Annotated in this window: 14 protein-coding genes; 2 read left to right on the top strand and 12 right to left on the bottom strand. The window is 57.5% G+C overall.

Features of this window, described 5'->3' with window-relative positions:
• Positions 1–14 precede the first annotated feature (14 nt).
• The 8 genes from RBB76_RS11780 to RBB76_RS11745 form a co-directional block, all read right to left on the bottom strand.
• Positions 15–1,421, bottom strand: a complete 1,407-nt coding sequence (locus RBB76_RS11780; protein ID WP_429632736.1) for a sigma-54-dependent transcriptional regulator — start codon at positions 1,419–1,421, stop codon at positions 15–17.
• A gap of 19 nt (positions 1,422–1,440) precedes the next feature.
• On the bottom strand, positions 1,441–3,282 hold the full coding sequence (locus RBB76_RS11775) for a TolC family protein (RefSeq protein WP_429632759.1): 1,842 nt from the start codon (positions 3,280–3,282) through the stop codon (positions 1,441–1,443).
• A gap of 68 nt (positions 3,283–3,350) precedes the next feature.
• Entirely contained in the window at positions 3,351–4,058 is a 708-nt protein-coding gene (locus tag RBB76_RS11770; RefSeq protein ID WP_429632734.1) for an ABC transporter ATP-binding protein, read from the bottom strand.
• Positions 4,059–4,236: 178 nt separating this feature from the next.
• Positions 4,237–4,677, bottom strand: a complete 441-nt coding sequence (locus tag RBB76_RS11765; RefSeq protein WP_429632732.1) for a hypothetical protein — start codon at positions 4,675–4,677, stop codon at positions 4,237–4,239.
• Positions 4,674–5,393 carry an ABC transporter ATP-binding protein gene (locus RBB76_RS11760; protein WP_429632730.1) on the bottom strand — a complete coding sequence of 240 codons (720 nt, stop codon included), beginning with the start codon at positions 5,391–5,393 and terminating at the stop codon, positions 4,674–4,676. Before RBB76_RS11760 ends, RBB76_RS11765 begins: the two co-directional genes overlap by 4 nt.
• A 39-nt stretch (positions 5,394–5,432) precedes the next feature.
• Positions 5,433–6,692 carry an efflux RND transporter periplasmic adaptor subunit gene (locus tag RBB76_RS11755; RefSeq protein ID WP_429632728.1) on the bottom strand — a complete coding sequence of 420 codons (1,260 nt, stop codon included), beginning with the start codon at positions 6,690–6,692 and terminating at the stop codon, positions 5,433–5,435.
• 130 nt (positions 6,693–6,822) lie between these two features.
• On the bottom strand, positions 6,823–9,672 hold the full coding sequence (ligD, locus tag RBB76_RS11750) for a DNA ligase D (protein WP_429632726.1): 2,850 nt from the start codon (positions 9,670–9,672) through the stop codon (positions 6,823–6,825).
• Positions 9,673–9,681: 9 nt separating this feature from the next.
• Complete coding sequence (locus RBB76_RS11745) at positions 9,682–10,581, bottom strand: Ku protein (RefSeq protein ID WP_429632724.1); 900 nt, start codon at positions 10,579–10,581, stop codon at positions 9,682–9,684.
• 161 nt (positions 10,582–10,742) lie between these two features.
• On the opposite strand from RBB76_RS11745, the gene RBB76_RS11740 reads away from it, so the two are divergent.
• Positions 10,743–11,618: a CPBP family glutamic-type intramembrane protease gene (locus tag RBB76_RS11740; RefSeq protein ID WP_429632722.1), complete on the top strand. Its 876-nt coding sequence runs from the start codon at positions 10,743–10,745 to the stop codon at positions 11,616–11,618.
• On the opposite strand, the gene RBB76_RS11735 is transcribed toward RBB76_RS11740, so the two are convergent.
• The 3 genes from RBB76_RS11735 to RBB76_RS11725 all read right to left on the bottom strand — a co-directional run bounded on the left by RBB76_RS11735 (position 11,543) and on the right by RBB76_RS11725 (position 15,843).
• Entirely contained in the window at positions 11,543–12,313 is a 771-nt protein-coding gene (locus RBB76_RS11735; RefSeq protein ID WP_429632720.1) for a CPBP family intramembrane glutamic endopeptidase, read from the bottom strand. The two genes, RBB76_RS11740 and RBB76_RS11735, sit on opposite strands and share 76 nt — an antisense overlap.
• Before the next feature lie 69 nt (positions 12,314–12,382).
• A complete protein-coding gene (gene fusA / locus RBB76_RS11730) occupies positions 12,383–14,536 on the bottom strand; it encodes an elongation factor G (RefSeq protein ID WP_429632718.1) in 2,154 nt (717 codons plus the stop codon).
• A 308-nt stretch (positions 14,537–14,844) separates the two neighbouring features.
• Positions 14,845–15,843 (bottom strand): LacI family DNA-binding transcriptional regulator, encoded by a 999-nt coding sequence (locus RBB76_RS11725; RefSeq protein ID WP_429632716.1) that lies wholly within the window; start codon positions 15,841–15,843, stop codon positions 14,845–14,847.
• A 490-nt stretch (positions 15,844–16,333) separates the two neighbouring features.
• Between RBB76_RS11725 and RBB76_RS11720 the strand changes: the two genes are divergently transcribed.
• Entirely contained in the window at positions 16,334–17,758 is a 1,425-nt protein-coding gene (locus tag RBB76_RS11720) for a glucoamylase family protein (protein ID WP_429632714.1), read from the top strand.
• Here the strand turns inward: RBB76_RS11720 and ligA are convergent.
• On the bottom strand, positions 17,748–19,889 hold the full coding sequence (gene ligA / locus RBB76_RS11715) for an NAD-dependent DNA ligase LigA (RefSeq protein ID WP_429632712.1): 2,142 nt from the start codon (positions 19,887–19,889) through the stop codon (positions 17,748–17,750). The two genes, RBB76_RS11720 and ligA, sit on opposite strands and share 11 nt — an antisense overlap.
• Positions 19,890–19,896: the final 7 nt, after the last annotated feature.

The raw sequence follows: 19,896 nt of genomic DNA, 5'->3' as shown, positions 1-19,896 counted from the left end.
CCTCATCTGGATCTTCAGAGACCATATTTTTCGATACGGCGATAGAGCGCACCTCTGCTCAATCCAAGCGCATCAGCCGCATGGCTCACATTACCACCTGCACGGGCGAGCGCCTTGCGAATCAAGATTGCCTCGACTGACTCAAGACTCATCTCATCCATGCTCTGTGCCCCTCCCCGTTGCTGCGTGTTTAGCCCCAGGTCCGCCGGTTCGATATTCACTCCGCGTGCCATCAGGACCGCACGTTCGATAGTATGGTCGAGCTCGCGCACGTTACCCGGCCAGCCATACTGCAGCATCATCTGGAGCGCAGACGGCTCCAGCCCCTGAATCGGTCTGCGATAACGTGCTGCATATCGCGCCATAAAGTGCCCGGCCAGCGCCGGAATATCTTCACGTCGTTCCCGAAGCGGAGGCAGACTGATCTCAACCGTGTTCAGACGAAAAAATAAATCTTCGCGGAAACGCCCCGCTGCGCACTCTGCATGGAGATCCGCGTTGGTCGCAGACAGCATCCGTACATCTACCTTCTGCGTCTTTGAAGATCCTACCCGCTCTAGCTCTCCCGTCTCTAACACGCGCAGCAACTTCGCCTGCTGCCGTACCGGTATATTCGCAATTTCATCGAGAAAAAGCGTCCCCCCGCTCGCCAGTTCAAATCGGCCGATGCGATCTGCACGAGCATCAGTAAAAGCCCCCTTCACATGTCCGAACAACTCACTCTCGAAAGTCCCCTCAGGCAAGGCTCCCGTGTTCACAGCGACAAGTGTTCTCTCCGCACGCGACGACAACCGATGCAGCGTCTGCGCCACAACCTCTTTGCCCGTGCCATGCTCGCCCGTAATCAACACATTCGCATCCGATGGACCCACCCGAGCCATCGTCTCCAGCACGGGTCGCATCGAAGCTGCAGCTGCGATGAAATCCGGGGCGCCCGGAGCCCGCAGGATCCGATTCTCTGCCTCCAACCAGCGCATTTTCTTCTGACTGCGATGCAACTCCATTTGAGTACGCAGAATACTTAGCAGCCGCGCATTCTCCCACGGCTTCTGAATGAAATCTCCCGCACCACGGCGCATCGCTTCTACAGCAAGATCAATATTGCCCCACGCAGTCATTACCACGACCGGAAGCTGCGCATCGATCTCCTTGACTCTCGCCACCAGATCCAGTCCCTCCTGGCCAGAGGTCGTATCCCGCGTGTAATTAAGATCAATCAGAACGCCATCGAAGCTCTCATGCGCCAGGGCTTCGAGCACCAGCGCCGGCGTTCGTACCATCTCCAACTGATAACCTTCCGGCTTCAACAGGAGCCGGAGCGCCTCCAGTATATGGGGTTGATCATCCGCGATCAGGAGCCTGCACGACGCTTCTGCATCTTCCGCCCCTGACTCGTTCTTAACAATTCGCTCCGCCAGCATGGTGACCTGCTCCTGCGCGCTACTGCCCACTAGGGGCGATGCCCGTCTTCGCTGATTCTATCGAAATATCGTTTGCTTCCAGCGTAGAACCGACCGCGCGATCCACCTCAATCTTAGCCTTCTGATACGCCGTCATCGCTGCAACCAGCGTTGACTCTGCCGCTGCCAGATCGCGCCGCGCCGTCAGAGTCTGGTAGTTAGACCCCGCTCCCAGCTCCTGTTCCTTCGCAGTGATGTCGAAAGTCTTTTGCGCCAGGTCGCGCCCTTTGCGGGCCGAAACCACCCGAGCCTCACTTTGCTCCAGCGCATATTGAGCGTTCCGAACCTCGATTCGAATCTGTTTCTTCAACTGCTCCAATCGCAATTCAGACTGTCTCGTCTCCAACTCAGCTCGATATTGGTCCGACTTCGCCACGCGATTCCGAAGCGGCACATTCACCGTCACACCAACAAAGTAGTCAGGAGCGCTATTGTTGAAGGCAGTTCTCAACGATCCGGCAAAGTCCGGTGGCGAAGTCGAAATTGTACCCGACGCAGGGTTTTGCAAACCCGCCAACCCCGAGCCCCCATAGTACGCAGTCAACGCGACCGAAGGCAGCAATGCATTGCGCGCAGCATCACGGCTCAACCGTCTGTTTTCAAGATCGATATCCGACTCGCCCAACTCCAACCTGTCCTTCAGCGCACGTGTCGTCATGTCTTCAGTCGGGCCCTGCGTAGTCGTGTCCGTCATCGCGCTCTGATCGGTCGGTCGCACCGGCATCGCTTCTAAAATTGGATCGTCAAGATTTTTCGTGAGCGCGTTTTTTATTAGCAACTCCTGAAACTGCAAGGTCGTCTTCGCAATCGTCAGGTCTTGTTCGCGGCTCGCCTCTTCAGCTTCGTCCTTCATTACATCCATCGTAGGAATCGCCTGCAGTGCAAGCTGTTTGCGCCCGCTCTCCAGCGTCTGGCGAGCAAACTCGAGCGACCGGCTCTTAACGCCTTCGTCCTCGTACGCGGCCACCAGATCCCAATACATATTCGCGATCTGCGTCACCGTCGTCACTACCTGCAGCTTGAACGCCTCGTCCGAGATCCGCTGATTGTTCCTAGCAATCCGTAAAAACCTCAAGTTTGGCCCGAGACCGAATCCTGCCAACAGCTGCTGCTGCAGCGCAATGTGATAGTAGGTGTTCAGCGCTGGGACAAGAAAGCTCTCCGGACTGTTTGTCGTTCCCCGGTTGTTGTCGAAGACCGCCGATATCGAAGTCCCAGTCGGAAAAGCCTGTGTATAGCCGATATTTCCCGTCGTCGTGTTCTGCTGCAGCTCTGGAACTCCGTAAACGACGGTATTCGACAGTGGCTCCGCAAAGTGTTCGATACTGAAAGTCCCCGAAATAGCCGGATCATACGAAGAAACATTCGTACCTGTACCGAGGGTCGACGAGACAAGTCCGGACGCTCCGGAACCGGCACCACCAGCGCCGCCCGAGGTACCTCCAGCCCCCGCTCCACTCGGCCCCGGGCCGAAGCCGCCTACTCCACCCCCAGGCGTATTCTGCACCACGCCCGTATTGACTCCGCGAAACGAACCGCCCGCCTGTGTGCGCAAAACATCGGCGGCCGCGATCGGAATATTGTATCGAGCGATCGCAATATCGAGATTGTTTTCAAGCGCCAACGAGATCGCATCCTTCAAACTCAGCTCAAGCACACCATCCTTCACCAGAGCATCGATCCGCGGCGAGTTCGCCAGATTCGGTTTGGGGACCAACGTTGCTCGATATGTGTTCAACGGATTATCAGAGTGCGGAATATCCAGGCGCAACGCGGGCTGCGCCGCCGCAGGTACGTTCTGGGTAACGGTCGCCTGCTGCACCTGTGCCAACAAAGGCACCTCTAGCAAAGCCACTATGCTGAAGCAACGAAGCACTGAAGAACTGCCCTTCACGCTCGCACCCCCGCCCCTTCAGCTGCCACCAGACCTGCCGTATCCCGCGAAAGCCATCCATCTCGCAGCTCAATCGTCCGCGTGCCATACCCCGCATTCGTCTCAGAGTGCGTGACCTGCACTATCGTCGTACCCTCGTCATTCAGCTTTCGAAACAACTGCATAATCTCATTCGCTTGTTCTGAGTGCAGATTTCCCGTGGGCTCGTCCGCCAGTAAAAGATTCGGCTTGTGAATGACGGCCCTCGCAATTCCCACCAACTGCTGCTGCCCACCCGAGAGCTGGTTCGGAAACAGATCCTTCTTCCCCACAATATTGAAGCGATCCAGCGTATCCGCCACCAGTGCCTGCCGCTCCGACTTCGGAATATCCTTGTACGACAACGGCAGATCGATATTTTCCGCTACGGTCAGATCGTCCAACAGGTGATAGCTCTGAAACACCATCCCAATTCTTCGCCGCGCTAGTTCCGCCCGCTGTTTACGATTCATCGCGTGAACCGCATCGCCAGCGAAATAAAACTCTCCCTTCCATTGATCGTCCAGCATCGCCAGTACATTCAACAGCGAAGACTTCCCCGCTCCAGATGGACCCATCACAGTTACAAATTCTCCCTCACGGATCGCTAGATTAATGCGCCGTAGCACCCACGTCTCCGTATGGCCCGTCTTGTAGCTCCGCTCCAGCTGCTTCAATTCGATCATCTTAGACTCCATCCTCTAATCTCAACGTGTAATCGCGGCTGCTACTCCGAACGCAACGCCTGCATAGGATCGATAGTCGCGTCTCTTCGTGCTGGAGCGATGCTCGCCAGCAGTCCCACAGGCACTGGCGCGACGGTCAATCCCAGCAGCAGGAGGTCATCGCGGTTCCTTCTTGTTGTTACGCTGCCCGCCTGACAACCCGAAGGCGACAGCTCTTGCTTTTTTGAATCTCTTTTGTCGAACGAGCACATTCGTAGGCCATCGGAGCAACCCGGATACCCGTCGTTCCCATCACGTAGTCTGCAACTTCGTGCTGGAGATCCGATACCCAGCTGCGGGCGACACACCATCTCCGCTGACCTTTGCTGATCGTCTTCAACGTCGAAGTCACGACGGTCCGCATTACCTTGAGCTCTGTCTGAGCCGCAGCCTGCATCGTCGTCTTTTGGCAAATCGGTCGTTCATCCGTCCTCACGCTCTCCACCAGGCCGATAGCGGCAACGTTGAGCACGATGCCAAGCACAACCACAGGCACCACATTCATCGCAGTTCCCGAAATTCCAATCGTCCCGCACATCTGCTGTAGGAACAGCCTCATATCCTCGATCAGTGTCATCATCCTTCTACCTCCGCCAAGAGCCGATTCAGCTCACCCTCCGCAACAACCTTGCCGTCGAACAGATGCACCTGCCGCTCTGCGTGTGCCGCAAACCGTGGATCGTGCGTCACCATGCAGATCGTTGCACCCTCTGCATGCAACTCCTGCAGCAGCTTCATCACTGCCTCGCCATTCTTCGAGTCGAGATTTCCCGTCGGCTCATCGGCCAGCAGGATCGACGGCGAACCCGCCAGCGCCCGCGCCACGGCGACTCTTTGCTGCTGACCACCGGAGAGCTGCGCGGGGTAGTGCCGCATCCGGTGCGCCATATTCACGCGCTCAAGCGACTCCTGCACCCTCTTCTTGCGCTCCGTAGCAGGCATACCCGCGCGATAGGTCAGCGGCAACTCGACATTTTCGGCAACCGTCAGGTCGCCGATCAGATTGAAACTCTGAAAGATAAATCCAATCTCCTGGTTTCGAATCCGCGAACGATCCGCAAAGTTCAGGTTCGCAACTTCTTTACCGTTCAGCGTGTACGCGCCACCGGTCGGCGTATCCAGCAATCCAATAATCGAGAGCAGCGTGGACTTCCCACACCCCGACGGCCCCGACATCGCCACATACTCGCCGCGATTGATATTCAAATGCACACCCGACAGCGCATGCGTTTCAATCTCATCCGTGTAAAAAATCTTCTTCAAGTCCTCAATCTGAATCATCGTGTCCGTCGCCATCCCTGCTCTCCTTTATCCCGGCCGTCGCCTGGGCTCTGTCTAATTCAAGCGAATCCGATCCGTGTTATCCCATCGGCTCATGTCCGACAGAATCACCGTATCGCCTTCCTGCAATCCTTCCAGCACCTGAATACTGTTCACCGAAGCCCGTCCTACCTTCACCGGAACTCTGACCGCAGTCTTGCCGTCCGCTCCCTGCTTGAAAAGACTGATCGTGCTGTTCTCATTCCCGAACGCCGGACGGCCCACATAGAGCACATCGGTCATCCGGTCCAGATCGATCGTTCCATCAACACTCAAGTCGGGTCGAGCACCCTGCGGCAGGGCTCCAGCAAGCTCTACGTCAACCGTCACCGTTCCGTTCAATACCGCCGGATCAATTCGCATCACCTTTCCGTTGATCACGCCGTTATGCGTATCAATCTCCGCCGGTTGGCCGATCTGAATATCACGCGCCTGCGTCTCGGCAATCTTCAAACTCGCCTTCAACTGGTCCGGCTGCACCACCTTCGCCAGCGTCGTTCCGGGAGCCACATGCTCGCCGACCTGATGCGGCAGCTCCACCAGCACACCGCTGATCCCCGCCCGGACACTCAACGCATCCAACTGCTTCTGCTTCAACCCAAGCAGCGCCTTCGCCTGATCGACCTTGGTCTGTTGCACTGCAAGCTGTGTCTCGATCGCCTTCTCATTCAACGTAAGCCGCTGCTTCTCAAGATCATTGCGCGTCGTCAACTCATCTGCTTTGCCCTTCGAAGCGCTGTACGTCAATCCACTGATCACGCCCAGATCAAACAATGACTTATCCGTCTGCGCCTGCAGCTGAGCCTGAGTATGATCCGCCCCCACCGTCGCCGCCGCGGCCTTCTGATCCATCAGGTCGCTCTGTACCTTCGCGCGCGTGTTGATGTAATCCGCCTGCGCGCCCTTCATCTGCAGCTGCGCATCCAGCAACTCCTGCTGCAGCTGTGGATCGACCAGATCCATCAAAATCGTGTCCGGCTCAACCTTCGCGCCCGGCAACACGCGAATCCGAACCACCGTTGCTTCGGTCTCAGAAGGTATCAGCCGTATCTTGTCTTCTCGCGGAACCAGCGATCCCGGTCCCCGCACCTGGCGCAACAAAGGCCCACGCTTCACGGAGTCGGTCCAAACAGTCGCTCGATCGACCTCAGGTGCCGCGGGCTTCAACCGGGTCACAAAAAACGCAATCACCGCAAGCACCACGACAGCGCAGCCACCTGCGATCCACTGCCGACGCATCTTCTTCTGCTTTATATCTGGTCTGGAGATATCCATTGCGCCCTGTCTAAGTGCAAGCGCAAGGCCAACCTCAGCCACATGCTTTCAGATACTTAGAGAGCACCGCGCACACCCGCCCGTCCGCAATCGAAACAAACTGTCCATTATCGAACACGCGAAATATAAACTACGCTGCTGGCGATATCTTCAAAGCTTCCAACATCTTCGGCGTAATTCTTTGCCGCACCTTGAAAAACTGTTTCCACGGATCACGCTTCAGTCTCCCCTGCCACTCCGCGAAGTCTGCAACACGCACAACGGTCCGCTCCGCCGCCTTCAGATCGCTCCAGTCGAGCGGAAGCGAAACTGCTGCTCCGGCACGTGCTCGAGGAGAGAACGCCGCCACCGCAGTCGCGCCTCGTTCGTTTCGCAGGTAGTCCAGGAAGATTCTGTCTTTCCGCGCCGCCTTACTCATCTTTGTCAGATACAAACCTGGCTGATCCTTCTCCATCTTCAACACAAACGCATGCGCAAACTGCTTGATCACTGCCCAGTCGTACTCCGGCACAACCGGAATCACCACATGCAGTCCCTTACCCCCTGTGCTCTTCAAAAAACTCTCGAGCCCAAGCTGCTCAAGCTCTTTACGAACCTCCGCAGCGCTCTCGGCCAACCTCGGCCACGCAATCGCAGCATCCGGATCAAGATCGATGATGATCCGGTCGGGATGCTCGAGATCGTCATTACGCGATCCCCACGGATGCACCTCGAGCACGCCCATCTGCGCAAGTCCAGCCAGCGCCTCAGCCGTTGACAACGTGATGTAAGGCTCGATCTTCCCCGTCTTTTTATCCGGCACATCCACCGATGTGATCCCCGGTGGCAGCATCGCATTCACATGCTTTTGATAAAAACACGGCTTCTCGCTCCCATCAGGACAACGCACAAGAGATACCGGACGCCCCTCGATATGCTGCAGCATACGCGACGCGATAGCCCAGTAGTAGTCCGCCAACTGCTGCTTGGTAAGCTGCGTCTCCGCATCAAGAATCTTTTCAGGGTGCGTCAACCGAACCGGCGCATTCTCCAACGTAGACTTCGCGCTTTTCTTCGCAGTCTTCACAGGAGCCGCCTTCGCAGATTCTTCCTTGTCAGACTCAGTCTTCGCCGCAATAGCCGCAGACGCATGATGGGAAGCACTCTTCGCACCGTGCGCGCGAGGCACAACCGTGGGCTCCTCCCGCCGAACCGCACTGGCAGGTTTATCCTCTCGCAGTCCCTTGAACGAAGACTGCCGCACGAGGTTATCCGCGGTCCACGTTGCAAAATTGACCTGCGCCACTAACTCCGGCTTCACCCAGATCGCGCCTCGCCTCGCCTCAGCCGGCGGGTTTTCAAATGGATTTTCTTTTTGACGCAGCTCTTCAAGCTGATTCCGAAGAACGCGGTGTGTTTTCTCCGTAAATCCGGTGCCAGTACGTCCCGCATAGATAAGCTTTTTATCGTCGTAGTATCCCAGCAGCAACGCCCCAACTCCATGCTTTCCATTCGAAGGCAAAGTAAACCCGCCAATGACAAACTCCTGCTCATGCACGCACTTCAGCTTCAGCCAACTTCCACCCCTGCCGCTCGAATATTTGCTGGCAGCGCGTTTGGAGACGATCCCCTCAACATGCATCTCGCAAGCCTTTCGGAAGATGACCGCGCCATCGGACTCAAGATGCTCGCTAAGGCGCACAAACTCTCCACCACCCTCCAGAAGCTTTGCAAGCAACGTCTTTCTCTCAATCAACGGCAACCCACGCAGGTTATGTCCGTTCAGATGCAGCAGATCAAAAACGAAATAGCTGAGCGGTTTCTTCACGCCCTCCTGAAAAGCCGCCTGCAAATCCGCGAAGCTCGTAGTGCCGTTCTCTGCCAACACCACAACCTCACCATCCAGAATCGCTTGCTGCACCGGCAACTCTCCCACAAGAGCCGCGATCGGTTTCATGCGATGCGTCCAGTCGAGCCCAGTCCGCGTCAGCAGTTGAACCTTGTCACCATCCTTGCGAGCCTGAATCCGATAGCCATCCAGCTTCAACTCATGCAGCCATCCCGCGCCACTAGGCGCAGTCGTAGCCTGCAACGCCAGCTCGGGCGTAATAAACTCTGGAAGTCTTTCCTTAGGCGCACCCGCCGGCACCTTCAACTCCTTCGCAACACTCTTCGCCTTGCTAGCCTTCGCGCCCTTATCCGACGCCTTGCCACCCGATTCCGCCCTGGCTAAAACCTCCTTAGCAACAACTCCCGGTGCATCCGCAGGCCCGACATCTTTGCGATACCACGCATTCCCCTTCGCCGTCTCCTTCGAGTTCCAGACATGATCTTCGTTCCGCGCGATCTCCTCGAGACTGCGCCCCGTCACCGCACTATTCGGCTCTTCCTCGGTGACAGCCGCATCGTCCTGCTTCCGCTCAAACTCATCATGCTCTTTGATCAACAACCAATTCGGCTTGCTCTCATTCGCAGCCTTGCCACCCATGCGAATCAGCGCCCACTTCCCCTTCATCTTCGTGCCGTGCATGATGAACTTCAGCGACCCAGTCCGTAGACCCTGGTCGACATCGGTATGCCCTGCCTGCGGCTCCCACGTTCCCTGGTCCCAAACCATCACCGTGCCGCCGCCATACTGACCTTTCGGAATGATCCCCTCGAAGCCGCCATACTCCATCGGATGGTCTTCGACCTGGACCGCCAACCGCTTGTCTCCAGTAAAGTAGCTCGGCCCCTTCGCCACCGCCCAGCTCTTCAGCACCCCATTCCAGCCAAGCCGAAAATCGTAATGCAGCCGAGTGGCCGCATGCTTCTGAATCACAAAAGGCAGCCTGGATCCCTGAGCTGCCCTGCTCTTTGAACTTTTTTTTGACTCTTCTTCTCCGCTAGGCTCCGCTGTTATGTCGAAGTCACGCATCGACCGATAGCGTTCCAGCTGCTCATCGACCGCATCCGCCGCACTTGTGGGTGACTTCGATTTGGCTCTCTTCTTCGTAGCCATAAACGCGCTCTACGCCGACTTACGCGATTTCGTTGCCTTCGCAGGTTTCACCAACTCGATGCCCTTCTGCTCAGTCGCTGCAGTAGCCTTTGCCGGAGCCTTCTTCTTAGCCGCAGAAGTCTCATCACCCTGCACGCTCTTCCGAAGCGCATCCATAAGGTTGATCACCTTGCCCGATGTCGGCACCGGTTCATCCTTCGGAATCGGCGCATGCTTCACCTTCGCCTCAACCATCTCGCGTAACGCAGTTTCATACTCGTCTTTGAACTTCTCCGGATCAAACTTCGAAGCCTTGCGCTTGATCAACTCTTTCGCCAACGAAAGCTGATCCTCATCCACCGCCACCTTCTTGATGTCTTCGAAATACTCCTTGGGATTTCGAAGTTCATCCGCATAACGCATCGTGTAGGCCATCATGCCCGGAAGTTTGTCATCCGTGGCTGCCGAAACCGCAATCAGATGTTCACGGCCACTGAACGCAATCTTTCCCAGCGCAATCTTCTTCATCGACTGCAACGCCTTGCGAACCACCGCAAACGCCTCCGCCTGCACGTCATTCTCCGGTGCCACAAAATACGGCTTCTCGAAGAACTCTGGATTAAGCTCGCCCTCATCGACGAACTGCGTCACCTCAATCGTGTGCTTCGAAGGAATTCGAATCTGCTCGATCTCCTCCGGCTCGATCATCACGTACTCGCCCTTGCGATACTCGTAGCCCTTTACGATGTCGGAACTCTCGACCTTCCCTTCATCGCCAGAAGAGACCTTCTGATGCTTGATCCGCTCACCAGTCTTGCGACTCAGTTGATGAAAACGAATCTCGCTCTTCGACTCCGTGGCGGTAAAGAGCTTGACTCCAAACGAAACAAGCGAGATCTGTATCTGACCTGACCAGTAAGGACGCGGCATAAAGGGTTCTCCAAAGTAGGTTGGAAGCAAACAAAGGCCCGGAAGATGCTTTTATCACCGCAAACCCCGCAAATACAAGCCCTAAGAGGTGGTAGCCGACTCAACCGAGCCATTACTCATACATAAAACACCTCTTCGGTCCCTATACTGAAGCCCACTAGATGTTCACTCTGCCCAACATATTCGCAGCCATCCTCACCCTGATCCCTTTTCTCTCTGCAGCCTTCTCCGGCGACTCACTTCGAAAACAAATCCAGGCTTTGCCAACCCCAATCAGACTGCTTTTGCCCTCGGCCCTCAGCCTTCCCTACCTGATCGTCAGCATCGCAGCCTCCACCTTCCAGTGGGACTGGTTCGCTCTCTACGCCCTGCTTCCAGTCGCCGTCGCGCTCCTCCTGCAGCACGCCCGATACGTCGACGAGAATCAAATCGGCAACTGGCGAGACTACATCGTTCTCCTTACCCTCGGCCTCGCCGTCGACCTACGCTGGTTCGAGCCCGCATGGCCTCCTCACCTCGCCGTCTTCAACAAGATGATTCTGCTTAGCGCCGGCATCTACGGATTCCTCTTTGTTCGCGAACTGAACGACGTGGGATTCGACCTACGTCTCCAATTACGCGACCTTCGCATCGGTCTGCGTGAATGCGCTTTTTACATCCCCATCGCACTCACCCTTGGCCTCAGCCTGGGCTTTCTCCACGTCCACGCCATCTGGCCCCACCTCTGGAAGCTAGTTGGCGCCTACGTCTTCACCTTCCTATTCATCGCAATCCCCGAAGAGCTCTACTTTCGCGGCTGGCTACAGAATCTCCTCGAACGGCGCCTCGCCCGCACTCAGGCTCTAGTGCTTACCAGCGCGCTCTTCGGTCTCTCTCACTTCAACAAGCGCGCCGTCCACTTCAACTGGCGCTACGTTCTGCTAGCCGCCATCGCCGGCATCTTCTACGGCAGAGCATGGCGTCACGATCGCCGCGTCGCGGCCTCAGCCATAACCCACACCACAGTCGACACCTTATGGTCCATCTGGTTCAGATGATGCCGCCCATGCGGCCGATATCTCAAATAACCCAGCCCCACCCGCATATTATGCTGCACCGACGCCGGCAAAGTAACCGCAACGCAGATCCCAAGAATCGCGTGCGCCATCCCCAAAGTAAACAGATTGCGATAGCGCAAAAAGACAAGACAGGAAACCACACCCCACACCAGTGTCATCACCGTCAGCACAGGATTCGGCAGATGCGCCAACGCAAACAGGCCCGCCGCTCCGATCACCGCAACTCGCCGATCGTTCGTCAGTTTTAACAACCGACGCATCACAAAATCCTGCAGCAGGAACTGCTGAAAAAAGGACCACACCGCATAGCCCCAGAAGCCCTGCACCAGTCGCAACGTAGTATTCGGCGCGTGCAGCGTCTGCATCCGCCCGGCAAAAAACACCGCACACGCCGCCAAACATAACGCCACCCCCACAACCCACAGCGACCGGAAAAATCCCGCGACTCGTACCCCCATCGCGTCCCAGCCGCTAAACGAGCTCCACGTCGTGTACCCAATCCACGCAAGCGTCACAAAATACAGCACACTCCGCAGCGGCGCCGGGGTCCAGATCACCACCAGGATCAATCCATATCCCACAACCAGATCCAGCAGCGTGCGCCGTCTCCACCCCGCGGCACCTGGACGCTCCGGCCCAGAAAAATCCAACGCGCTGGCTGTGCTCGAACTCATAACAGACGATCCAACAAATTCATCGAATCTTTATATTAGTACGGGCCGAGCTCGCTCCCCGAATTTTTCCTATTCGTCCGCCTCGTCATGAAGCGGCCGTTTCGCGTCCGCCAGGATCTTCTGCGCCAGCAACGCGGGCACCACTTCATAGTGGTCCATCTCCATCCGGAAACTCCCCCGTCCCTGTGTAATCGACGTAAGCGTCGTCCCATAGCTCAGCATCTCCGCCAGAGGAACCTCGGCCCGCACCGTCGTCCCTGCACCGCCGCTCTCCATTCCCTGCACGCGCCCACGCCGCCCGTTCAAATCCCCCAGCAACGCCCCGGCAAAGTCATCCGGCGCCTCGATCTCTACCCGCATCACCGGCTCCAGCAACACCGGCTTCGCCTGTTCCATGCACTTACGAAACGCCAACCGCGCCGCCATCTTGAACGACATCTCGCTCGAATCGACATCATGGTAGCTGCCGTCGAACACCGTGATCTTAAGGTCGACCACCGGATACCCAGCCAGAAACCCGCGCGCCGCCGACTCCCGAACCCCCTTCTCCACCGCCGGCACATACTGCCGTGGAATGGCCCCGCCAAAAATCTCGTTTCCAAACACCACACCGCCGCCCCTCGGCATCGCCTCCATCCGGATCTTGCAATCCCCATACTGCCCATGGCCGCCCGTCTGTTTCTTGTATCGTCCCTGCGCCTCCGCCCGGCCAAGAATCGTCTCGCGATACGGTATCTTCGGTGCCTTCAAAGTCACATCCGTGTGGTATCGCCGCTTCAGCTTCGAAACAACAGCTTCAATATGCTGTTGCCCCGCGCCAGCGACCAGAAACTCATTCGTCTGCGGATCACGGAAAAACTTCACCATCGGATCTTCTTCCATCAACTTATGCAAAGCGGGCCCTAGCTTGTCCTCGTCCGCACGCGACTTCGGTTCAATCGCGTAGGTCATCGCCGGCTCAGGCATCGGCACCGGCTCCAGATAAACCTCATGAGCCTTATCGCCCAACGTGTCTCCAGTCAACGTCACGCGCAGCTTCGCTACCGCTCCAATATCTCCCGCGTGCAGCTCCGAAACCTCCACCGCCTTCCGCCCCTGCATAATCGACAGGTGCGCCAACCTCTCCGGCTCATGCCGAGTGAAGTTCTGCACCGTCTTATCCGTCGTCATCATCCCGCTTACGACCTTGAAGAACGAGATTCTCCCCGCAAACGGATCGGTCATCGTCTTGTACACATAGAGCGCAAGCGGCTCCTTGTCATCCACCTTGCGCATCACTATCTCGTCCTGATCGGCCCCCGCCCCACTCCCATTCGCACCCGCTGAAGCCGAGTGCAGTATGCCCCGCGTCGCCACGGGTTCCCGTTCCGTCGGCGCTGGCGCATACACCTTCAGAAAGTCCAACAGATGGTCGGTCCCCACATTTCTCAACCCGCTCACATACAACAGCGGAAAAATCCTATCCTCACGAATCGCCTCATGTAGCGCAACGATCAAATGCTGCTCCGGAATCGTTCCTTCACGAAAGAACTCTTCCATCAGCTCGTCTTTCCCCTCGGCAACCAACTCCACCAGCGCCTCATGTGCCGCCTTCGCGTCCGCCTTCAAAGCTTCTGGAATCGCACCGACCTCACCCCGTCCATCTCCATCCGGCTTATACAGATATGCCTTCATCGTCACCAGATCCACCACACCGTGAAATCCATGCTGATCAACAATCGGCAACTGCACCGGCACAACCTGCCGTCCCCACTTCTCCTGCAACAGTTCAATCATTCGCTGCCGTCCCACCCTGCTGTCAGCCTTCGGATGATCGACCTGGTTCATCGCCAGCACGCGCGGCAGGTTGACCTCTGCGGCGTACTTCCACACCCTGTCCGTAACCGCCTCAATCCCCGTCTGCGCATTTACCACCACCAGCGCTACCTCAACCGGCAGCATCGCCGCGCGCGTCTCGTGCACAAACATATGAAATCCAGGCGTATCAATCAGGTTGATCTTGATCCCGCTCCACTCTGCAAACGCCACGGCATTCGACATCGTCGTTCGCCGCGCCACCTCTTCTTCGTCGTACGCCGTCACCGCCGATCCGTCCTCGATCCGTCCTCGTGTCATCGTCATCTTCGCCGCATGAAGCAACGCGCAGATCAGGGTCGTCTTTCCACTATGCGCATGGCCCACCACGGCCACATTACGAATATCGTTTCCCAGATAAACTTTCATATCAGATCTCTCCTTTCACAATCTGAGCTGATCGATCACCGTCGGTTACAAATGGAATATCTCAACGGGGATAGTCCGAACAATCTCTGAGGAGGAGCAGCCACCGCTGGCGACCATCGAGTTCGGCCCCTTCTGAGGCCGGTATCTCGAGGAGCACGGATGCTATCACAAACGCAGTCCTGCTTTTTGCCCTTAAATTTCCCTCAGCGGCAACGAGCCCTTAGGGCCTCAGAAATAAAAAGTTAGCCGCAAGTCCACTATCAACGCGGGAACCGACCCCAAAGCTCAACAGATCGACGCCGCCAGAGCTATCTCTTACCCGTTCCAGGAGGACACGTTGACTCTCGCACCACCAACTCCGGGTCGACGACGATCTGTTGCGCAGCATTTACCCCGCTCCCCGACCCGATCTGCTGCAACACTGTCTGAGCGGCCAGAACTCCCATTGTCCGCAACGGCTGTCGCACCGTCGTCAGTGCAGGATTCTGAAATGCCGCCGACTGGACATCGTCAAAACCCACCACCGAGACATCCTGTGGCACCCGCAGCCCAGCCTCGCGCAACGCCTTGATAGCACCAATCGCTGACACATCGTTGAACGCAAACAAAGCAGTAAATGCCTCGCCACTTGCCAGCAACTTCTGCGTCGCCAGATACCCCGGTTCATGCGTCGGCTGGTCTCCTTCAAGCTGCGCCACTAACCGCGGGAGAATCGTCATCCCTCTCTTCTCCATCGCGTGGCGAATTCCTCTCCACCGCGACTCCGTATCAGAGCTAAACTTCTGCCCCTTGATGAAGGCAAGCCGTTTATGCCCTAGTCCACCCAGGTGATCGATCGCGAGCTCCGCCGCCAGACGATGATTCAGCACAATATTAATCACGCCCTTCGGCTCATGATGGCCCGAGACGCTCACCGTTGGAATCGCCCACCGGTCCCGCAGCAATGTATCCACAGCGATCACTCCCTCAACGGCACGGTCCCGAAATAGCCGCTCGCTCCGCTGAATCATCTCTTCACGGTGATGATGGCTGATCAAAAAATAAAAGTAATCCGCCTGCATCAGTTCGTGTTCAATCCCACTCAACACCAGTGTTGCGTACCCCTCGCTTAACTCCGGCACAATTACGCCGACCGTCTGACTCCGTCGATTGCGCAGCGAGCGGGCAAATAGATTCGGCCGGTAGTTCAGCTCCTCCGCTGCCGCGACGATCCGGTCCTGCGTAGCCTTTGGAATCGAACGCGCAGCTGGCGCACCACTAAGAACCCGCGAGATCGCAGCCATCGACAGCCCAAGATGGTCGGACAAGACCTTCAGGCTCGCGGGCTTGTGCTCTTGCGTCTTCGGTTCCGGCGTCGCAGATCTTTTCGCGCGTCCACGCATTCATGCAGTCTGTCACAAGTCACACGCTGTGTGGCTAAATCCTCCCCCCGATCCTTGACACTTGTTTTCTGAAACGGCAATATCCATAAAGGCAAACGCTTGCTAACCCACGCGAGTACGAGGTCAGATGACCTCTCAAAACTCCGGTATTGAACCTTCTTCAAAGTGTCCCCACAACGATGGAGACCTCAATCCAGATCCGATCCACCCAACTCCACGTTCGCTGAACACAACGCTTCCTACCGGGAACATCGCGCCAGCATCTACATTCACATACGCGGCATCCAACCACTAGCAATCTTCGGCTACACGGTTTCACCAAAAACCGGCACCCTCTACAACGTCCGCGTTACTTTTACACGATTCACAGAGTCAGACAAGTCTGCTGCCCTGGCAAGACCGTACGATAGAGAAGATGAGTTTCAGCACCTCGACTCCGCCTAAAATCACGAGACGTCGCGCGACCCAACTCCTCGGCGGAGCCATACTCTCAGGTCTTGCAGCCTCCCCTCTCGCAGCCCAGCAGGCCGCCCCATCGCAATCCACCTACTCAAGGCTCCTGAGCGACGAAGACCTCGCTTTCCTCGAAGAGATGGAGCGAGCTGGCTGTCTCTACTTCACCGAGCAGGCCGACCCAGCCTCCGGACAGGTCCTCGACCGCGCCACCAACAAAACCGCCACCGGAGAGTTCGACCAGCACTTCGCCGCCAGCATCGCCGCCACCGGCTACGGCCTTGCCGCTCTCTGTATTTCTGACAAGCGCGGCTACCAGGACACCGCTCGCATCAAGAAGCAAGTCATCACCACGCTCGACTTTCATCTCAACAAGATGCCAGACGAGCACGGCTTCTTCTACCACTTCAGCGACGTCAAAACAGGCAAGCCCCTCATCAACGTCGAAGTATCGTCCATCGACACCGCCATCTTCCTCTGCGGAGTTCTCACCGTCCGAGCCTATTTCAACGACCGCAGAATCACCGACCTCGCCACGCAACTCTACAACCGTGTCGACTGGCCCTGGATGCTCAACGGCGGAAAAACCTTCTCCATGGGCTGGTACCCAGAGACCGGCTTCATCTCCACGCGCTGGGACCACTACTCCGAACTGATGATGCTGTATCTCCTCGCCATCGGTTCACCCACCCATCCCATCTCCCCCGACTCCTGGAGCGCCTTCACTCGCCCACCCATCACCTTCGGCCCGTACTCTTACATCAGCGGGCGCGACCCCCTCTTCGTCCACCAGTTCTCCCACGCCTGGTTCGACTTTGCCGGCAAACGCGACGCCTACGCCAATTACTTCTCCAACTCCATCACCGCCACCCGCGCCCACAAAGCCTTCTGCCTGGGCCTCAAACGCGGCTACACCGACGACTACTGGGGCGTCTCCGCCTCCGACTGGCAGCACGGCTACACCGCCTGGGGCGGCCCTCCCCTCATGGGCCCCGTTGACGGATCAGTCGTCCCCAGCGCCGCCGCCGGTTCGCTTCCCTTTCTCCCTCACGACTGCGTCCGCGTCCTCCGCGCTCTGCGGGAAAACTTCGGCCAGGACGCGTGGGGACGCTACGGCTTCTGCGACGCCTTCCACCCCGAACTCCACTGGTACGACCCCGACGTCCTCGGCATCGACCTCGGCATCAGCGTCATCATGGCAGAAAATCTTCGCAGCGCCTTCATCTGGGACACCTTCATGCAGAACCCCGAACCTATCGCCGCCATGAAGGCCTGCGGATTCCGCGCCACTCGGCAAACCACCAATCCATCCGAGCCAAAACCAATTGCCATCCCGGGCCCCAGTCAGCCAGTTACTCCAAGCACCAACCGCCCACCTAACCTTTAGCGGGTCCGGTCTCCAGCAACTCAAGCAATCCCACTTCATCAAGCACGGCCACACCCAGCGAATTCGCCTTATCCAGTTTCGAACCCGCCTCCTCCCCCGCCACCACATAGTCCGTCTTCTTACTCACGCTCCCCGAAACCCGTCCCCCCGCCGACTCAATCCTCTCCTTCGCCAACTCCCGCGTAAGATTCGGCAGCGTTCCCGTCAACACAAACGTCAACCCCTCCAGCGTCGATGTCGTCACGCGCTTCTCCGCCGTCATCGTCAGCCCCAGCGTCGTCAGATCTCTCACCAGATCCTTGTTCTTCTCCACCGCAAAGAACTCCACAATCGCCTGCGCCACCTTCGGCCCCACCTCCGTCACCGCCTCCAGCGCCTCGCTTGCCTTCTCCAAATCCTGACTCGCCGCCGCCGCTAACTCCTGCATCGAACCGAAGTGCGCCGCCAGCAACTGCGCCGTCCGCTCCCCCACAAACCGAATCCCAAGACCCAACAACACCCGCGCCAATCCAGCTTCCTTCGACCTTTTGATCTCACCCAGCAAAGCATCCGCCGTCTTCTCGCCCACCCTCTCCAAACCAAGCAGATCCTCGCGCTTCAAACGATACAAATCACCAATCGTCTTAATCAGCGCCTTCCGCGTCACGACCGGAGCACCCTCCTCCGTCACAACCTCCGCATCGCCACCCAGCTCTGCGCCCTGCCCCAGCAACTGCGCCACCATCGCATCGCCCAACCCTTCAATATTCATCACCCCACGCGACGCCCAATGCAGCAACTCCTCGCGTACTCGCGCCGGACACGAGTTGTTCACACATCTCCAATCGACTTCGCCCTCCACCTTCATCAATGGGCTCTTGCACACCGGACAAAACTCCGGAAACACAATCTCCTTCGTCCCCCGCGGATGCGCCTTATCCTCCACCACCTCCACAATCTTAGGAATCACATCACCGCCGCGCTCCACCTGCACAAAATCCCCAATACGAACTCCAAGCCGCGCAATCTCATCCGCGTTGTGCAGCGTCGCCCGCGTCACGGTCGTCCCACCAATCAAAACCGGAGTAAGCGCAGCCACCGGCGTCACCTTCCCCGTCCGCCCCACCTGAAACAAAACATCTTCCAGCTTCGTAATTCCCGCCCGCGCTGCAAACTTATAAGCAATCGCCCACCGCGGAGCCTTGCCCGTAAAGCCAAGCCGCCTCTGCTGCGCCGTCGCATCCACCTTGATCACGACGCCATCGATCTCATACCCCAACGTGTCGCGCAGCGGCTCCGCGTCCGCAATAAACTTCACCACCTCATCGATACTTTTCAGCGCCTTCGCATACTTGTTCACGCGAAAGCCTGACGCCTTCAATGCCTCGAGCGTCGTCGACTGCTGCGGCAATAAAAACTCTCCATCCTTGAGCAAAAAGTAAGCATAAAAATCCAGTCGTCTCTGCGCGACAATATTCGGCTCCAGCGTCCGTATCGTTCCCGCCGCCGCATTCCGGGGATTCGCCGCCGGAGCCTGTCCTGCCGCCTCGCGCTCTTCATTCATCTTCACAAACGCCGTCTGCGGCAACACCACCTCTCCCCGCACCTCAAAGCTCTGCGGCAATCCAGCCGCCTTCAGCTTCGCGGCCGAGATACTCAACGGAACCGATCGAATCGTCCGCACATTGCTAGTCACATCCTCGCCAATCGACCCATCCCCACGCGTCAATCCCCGCTCCAGGTGTGCACTCCCACCCGCACCCGGCCCATATTGCAGAGCCAGCGATAAACCATCCAGCTTCAGCTCACACACATACCGCACTGCCTCCGTACTCGGCAGCGCATCCCGCACCCTCTGACCCCACGCCCGCAGCTCTTCTTCGTTGTAAGCGTTATCGAGCGACAACATCGGCCGCGAGTGCGGCATCTTCACAAACCCATCCTTCGGCTTGCCTCCCACCCGTTGCGATGGAGAATCCGCAGTCACCAACTCCGGATGCTTCTCCTCAAGCTTTTTCAACCGATTCATCAGTGCGTCGTACTGCGCGTCTGTGAGTTCCGGCGAATCTTCGACGTAATACAAATACTCATGGTGGCGAAGCTGATCGCGCAGCTCCTGGATCTCTTGATCAGGTGTCAAAGCGGTTGCCATACGCAAA

This window comes from Tunturiibacter psychrotolerans (assembly GCF_051013365.1).
Classification (GTDB): Bacteria; Acidobacteriota; Terriglobia; order Terriglobales; family Acidobacteriaceae; genus Edaphobacter; species Edaphobacter psychrotolerans_A.
The sequence above is the reverse complement of the archived record's forward strand: the minus strand, read 5'-3'. Positions and strand labels throughout refer to the sequence as shown.

What these genes read in the sequence shown, in the direction of transcription:
- RBB76_RS11720 (WP_429632714.1), top strand. Translation starts at nt 16,334, where the DNA reads ATGAGTTTCAGCACCTCGACTCCGCCTAAAATCACGAGACGTCGCGCG.
- ligD (WP_429632726.1), bottom strand. Translation starts at nt 9,672, where the DNA reads ATGGCTACGAAGAAGAGAGCCAAATCGAAGTCACCCACAAGTGCGGCG.
- RBB76_RS11735 (WP_429632720.1), bottom strand. Translation starts at nt 12,313, where the DNA reads ATGAGTTCGAGCACAGCCAGCGCGTTGGATTTTTCTGGGCCGGAGCGT.
- RBB76_RS11760 (WP_429632730.1), bottom strand. Translation starts at nt 5,393, where the DNA reads ATGGCGACGGACACGATGATTCAGATTGAGGACTTGAAGAAGATTTTT.
- RBB76_RS11745 (WP_429632724.1), bottom strand. Translation starts at nt 10,581, where the DNA reads ATGCCGCGTCCTTACTGGTCAGGTCAGATACAGATCTCGCTTGTTTCG.
- RBB76_RS11780 (WP_429632736.1), bottom strand. Translation starts at nt 1,421, where the DNA reads ATGCTGGCGGAGCGAATTGTTAAGAACGAGTCAGGGGCGGAAGATGCA.
- RBB76_RS11770 (WP_429632734.1), bottom strand. Translation starts at nt 4,058, where the DNA reads ATGATCGAATTGAAGCAGCTGGAGCGGAGCTACAAGACGGGCCATACG.
- RBB76_RS11765 (WP_429632732.1), bottom strand. Translation starts at nt 4,677, where the DNA reads ATGATGACACTGATCGAGGATATGAGGCTGTTCCTACAGCAGATGTGC.
- ligA (WP_429632712.1), bottom strand. Translation starts at nt 19,889, where the DNA reads ATGGCAACCGCTTTGACACCTGATCAAGAGATCCAGGAGCTGCGCGAT.
- RBB76_RS11740 (WP_429632722.1), top strand. Translation starts at nt 10,743, where the DNA reads ATGTTCACTCTGCCCAACATATTCGCAGCCATCCTCACCCTGATCCCT.
- RBB76_RS11755 (WP_429632728.1), bottom strand. Translation starts at nt 6,692, where the DNA reads ATGGATATCTCCAGACCAGATATAAAGCAGAAGAAGATGCGTCGGCAG.
- fusA (WP_429632718.1), bottom strand. Translation starts at nt 14,536, where the DNA reads ATGAAAGTTTATCTGGGAAACGATATTCGTAATGTGGCCGTGGTGGGC.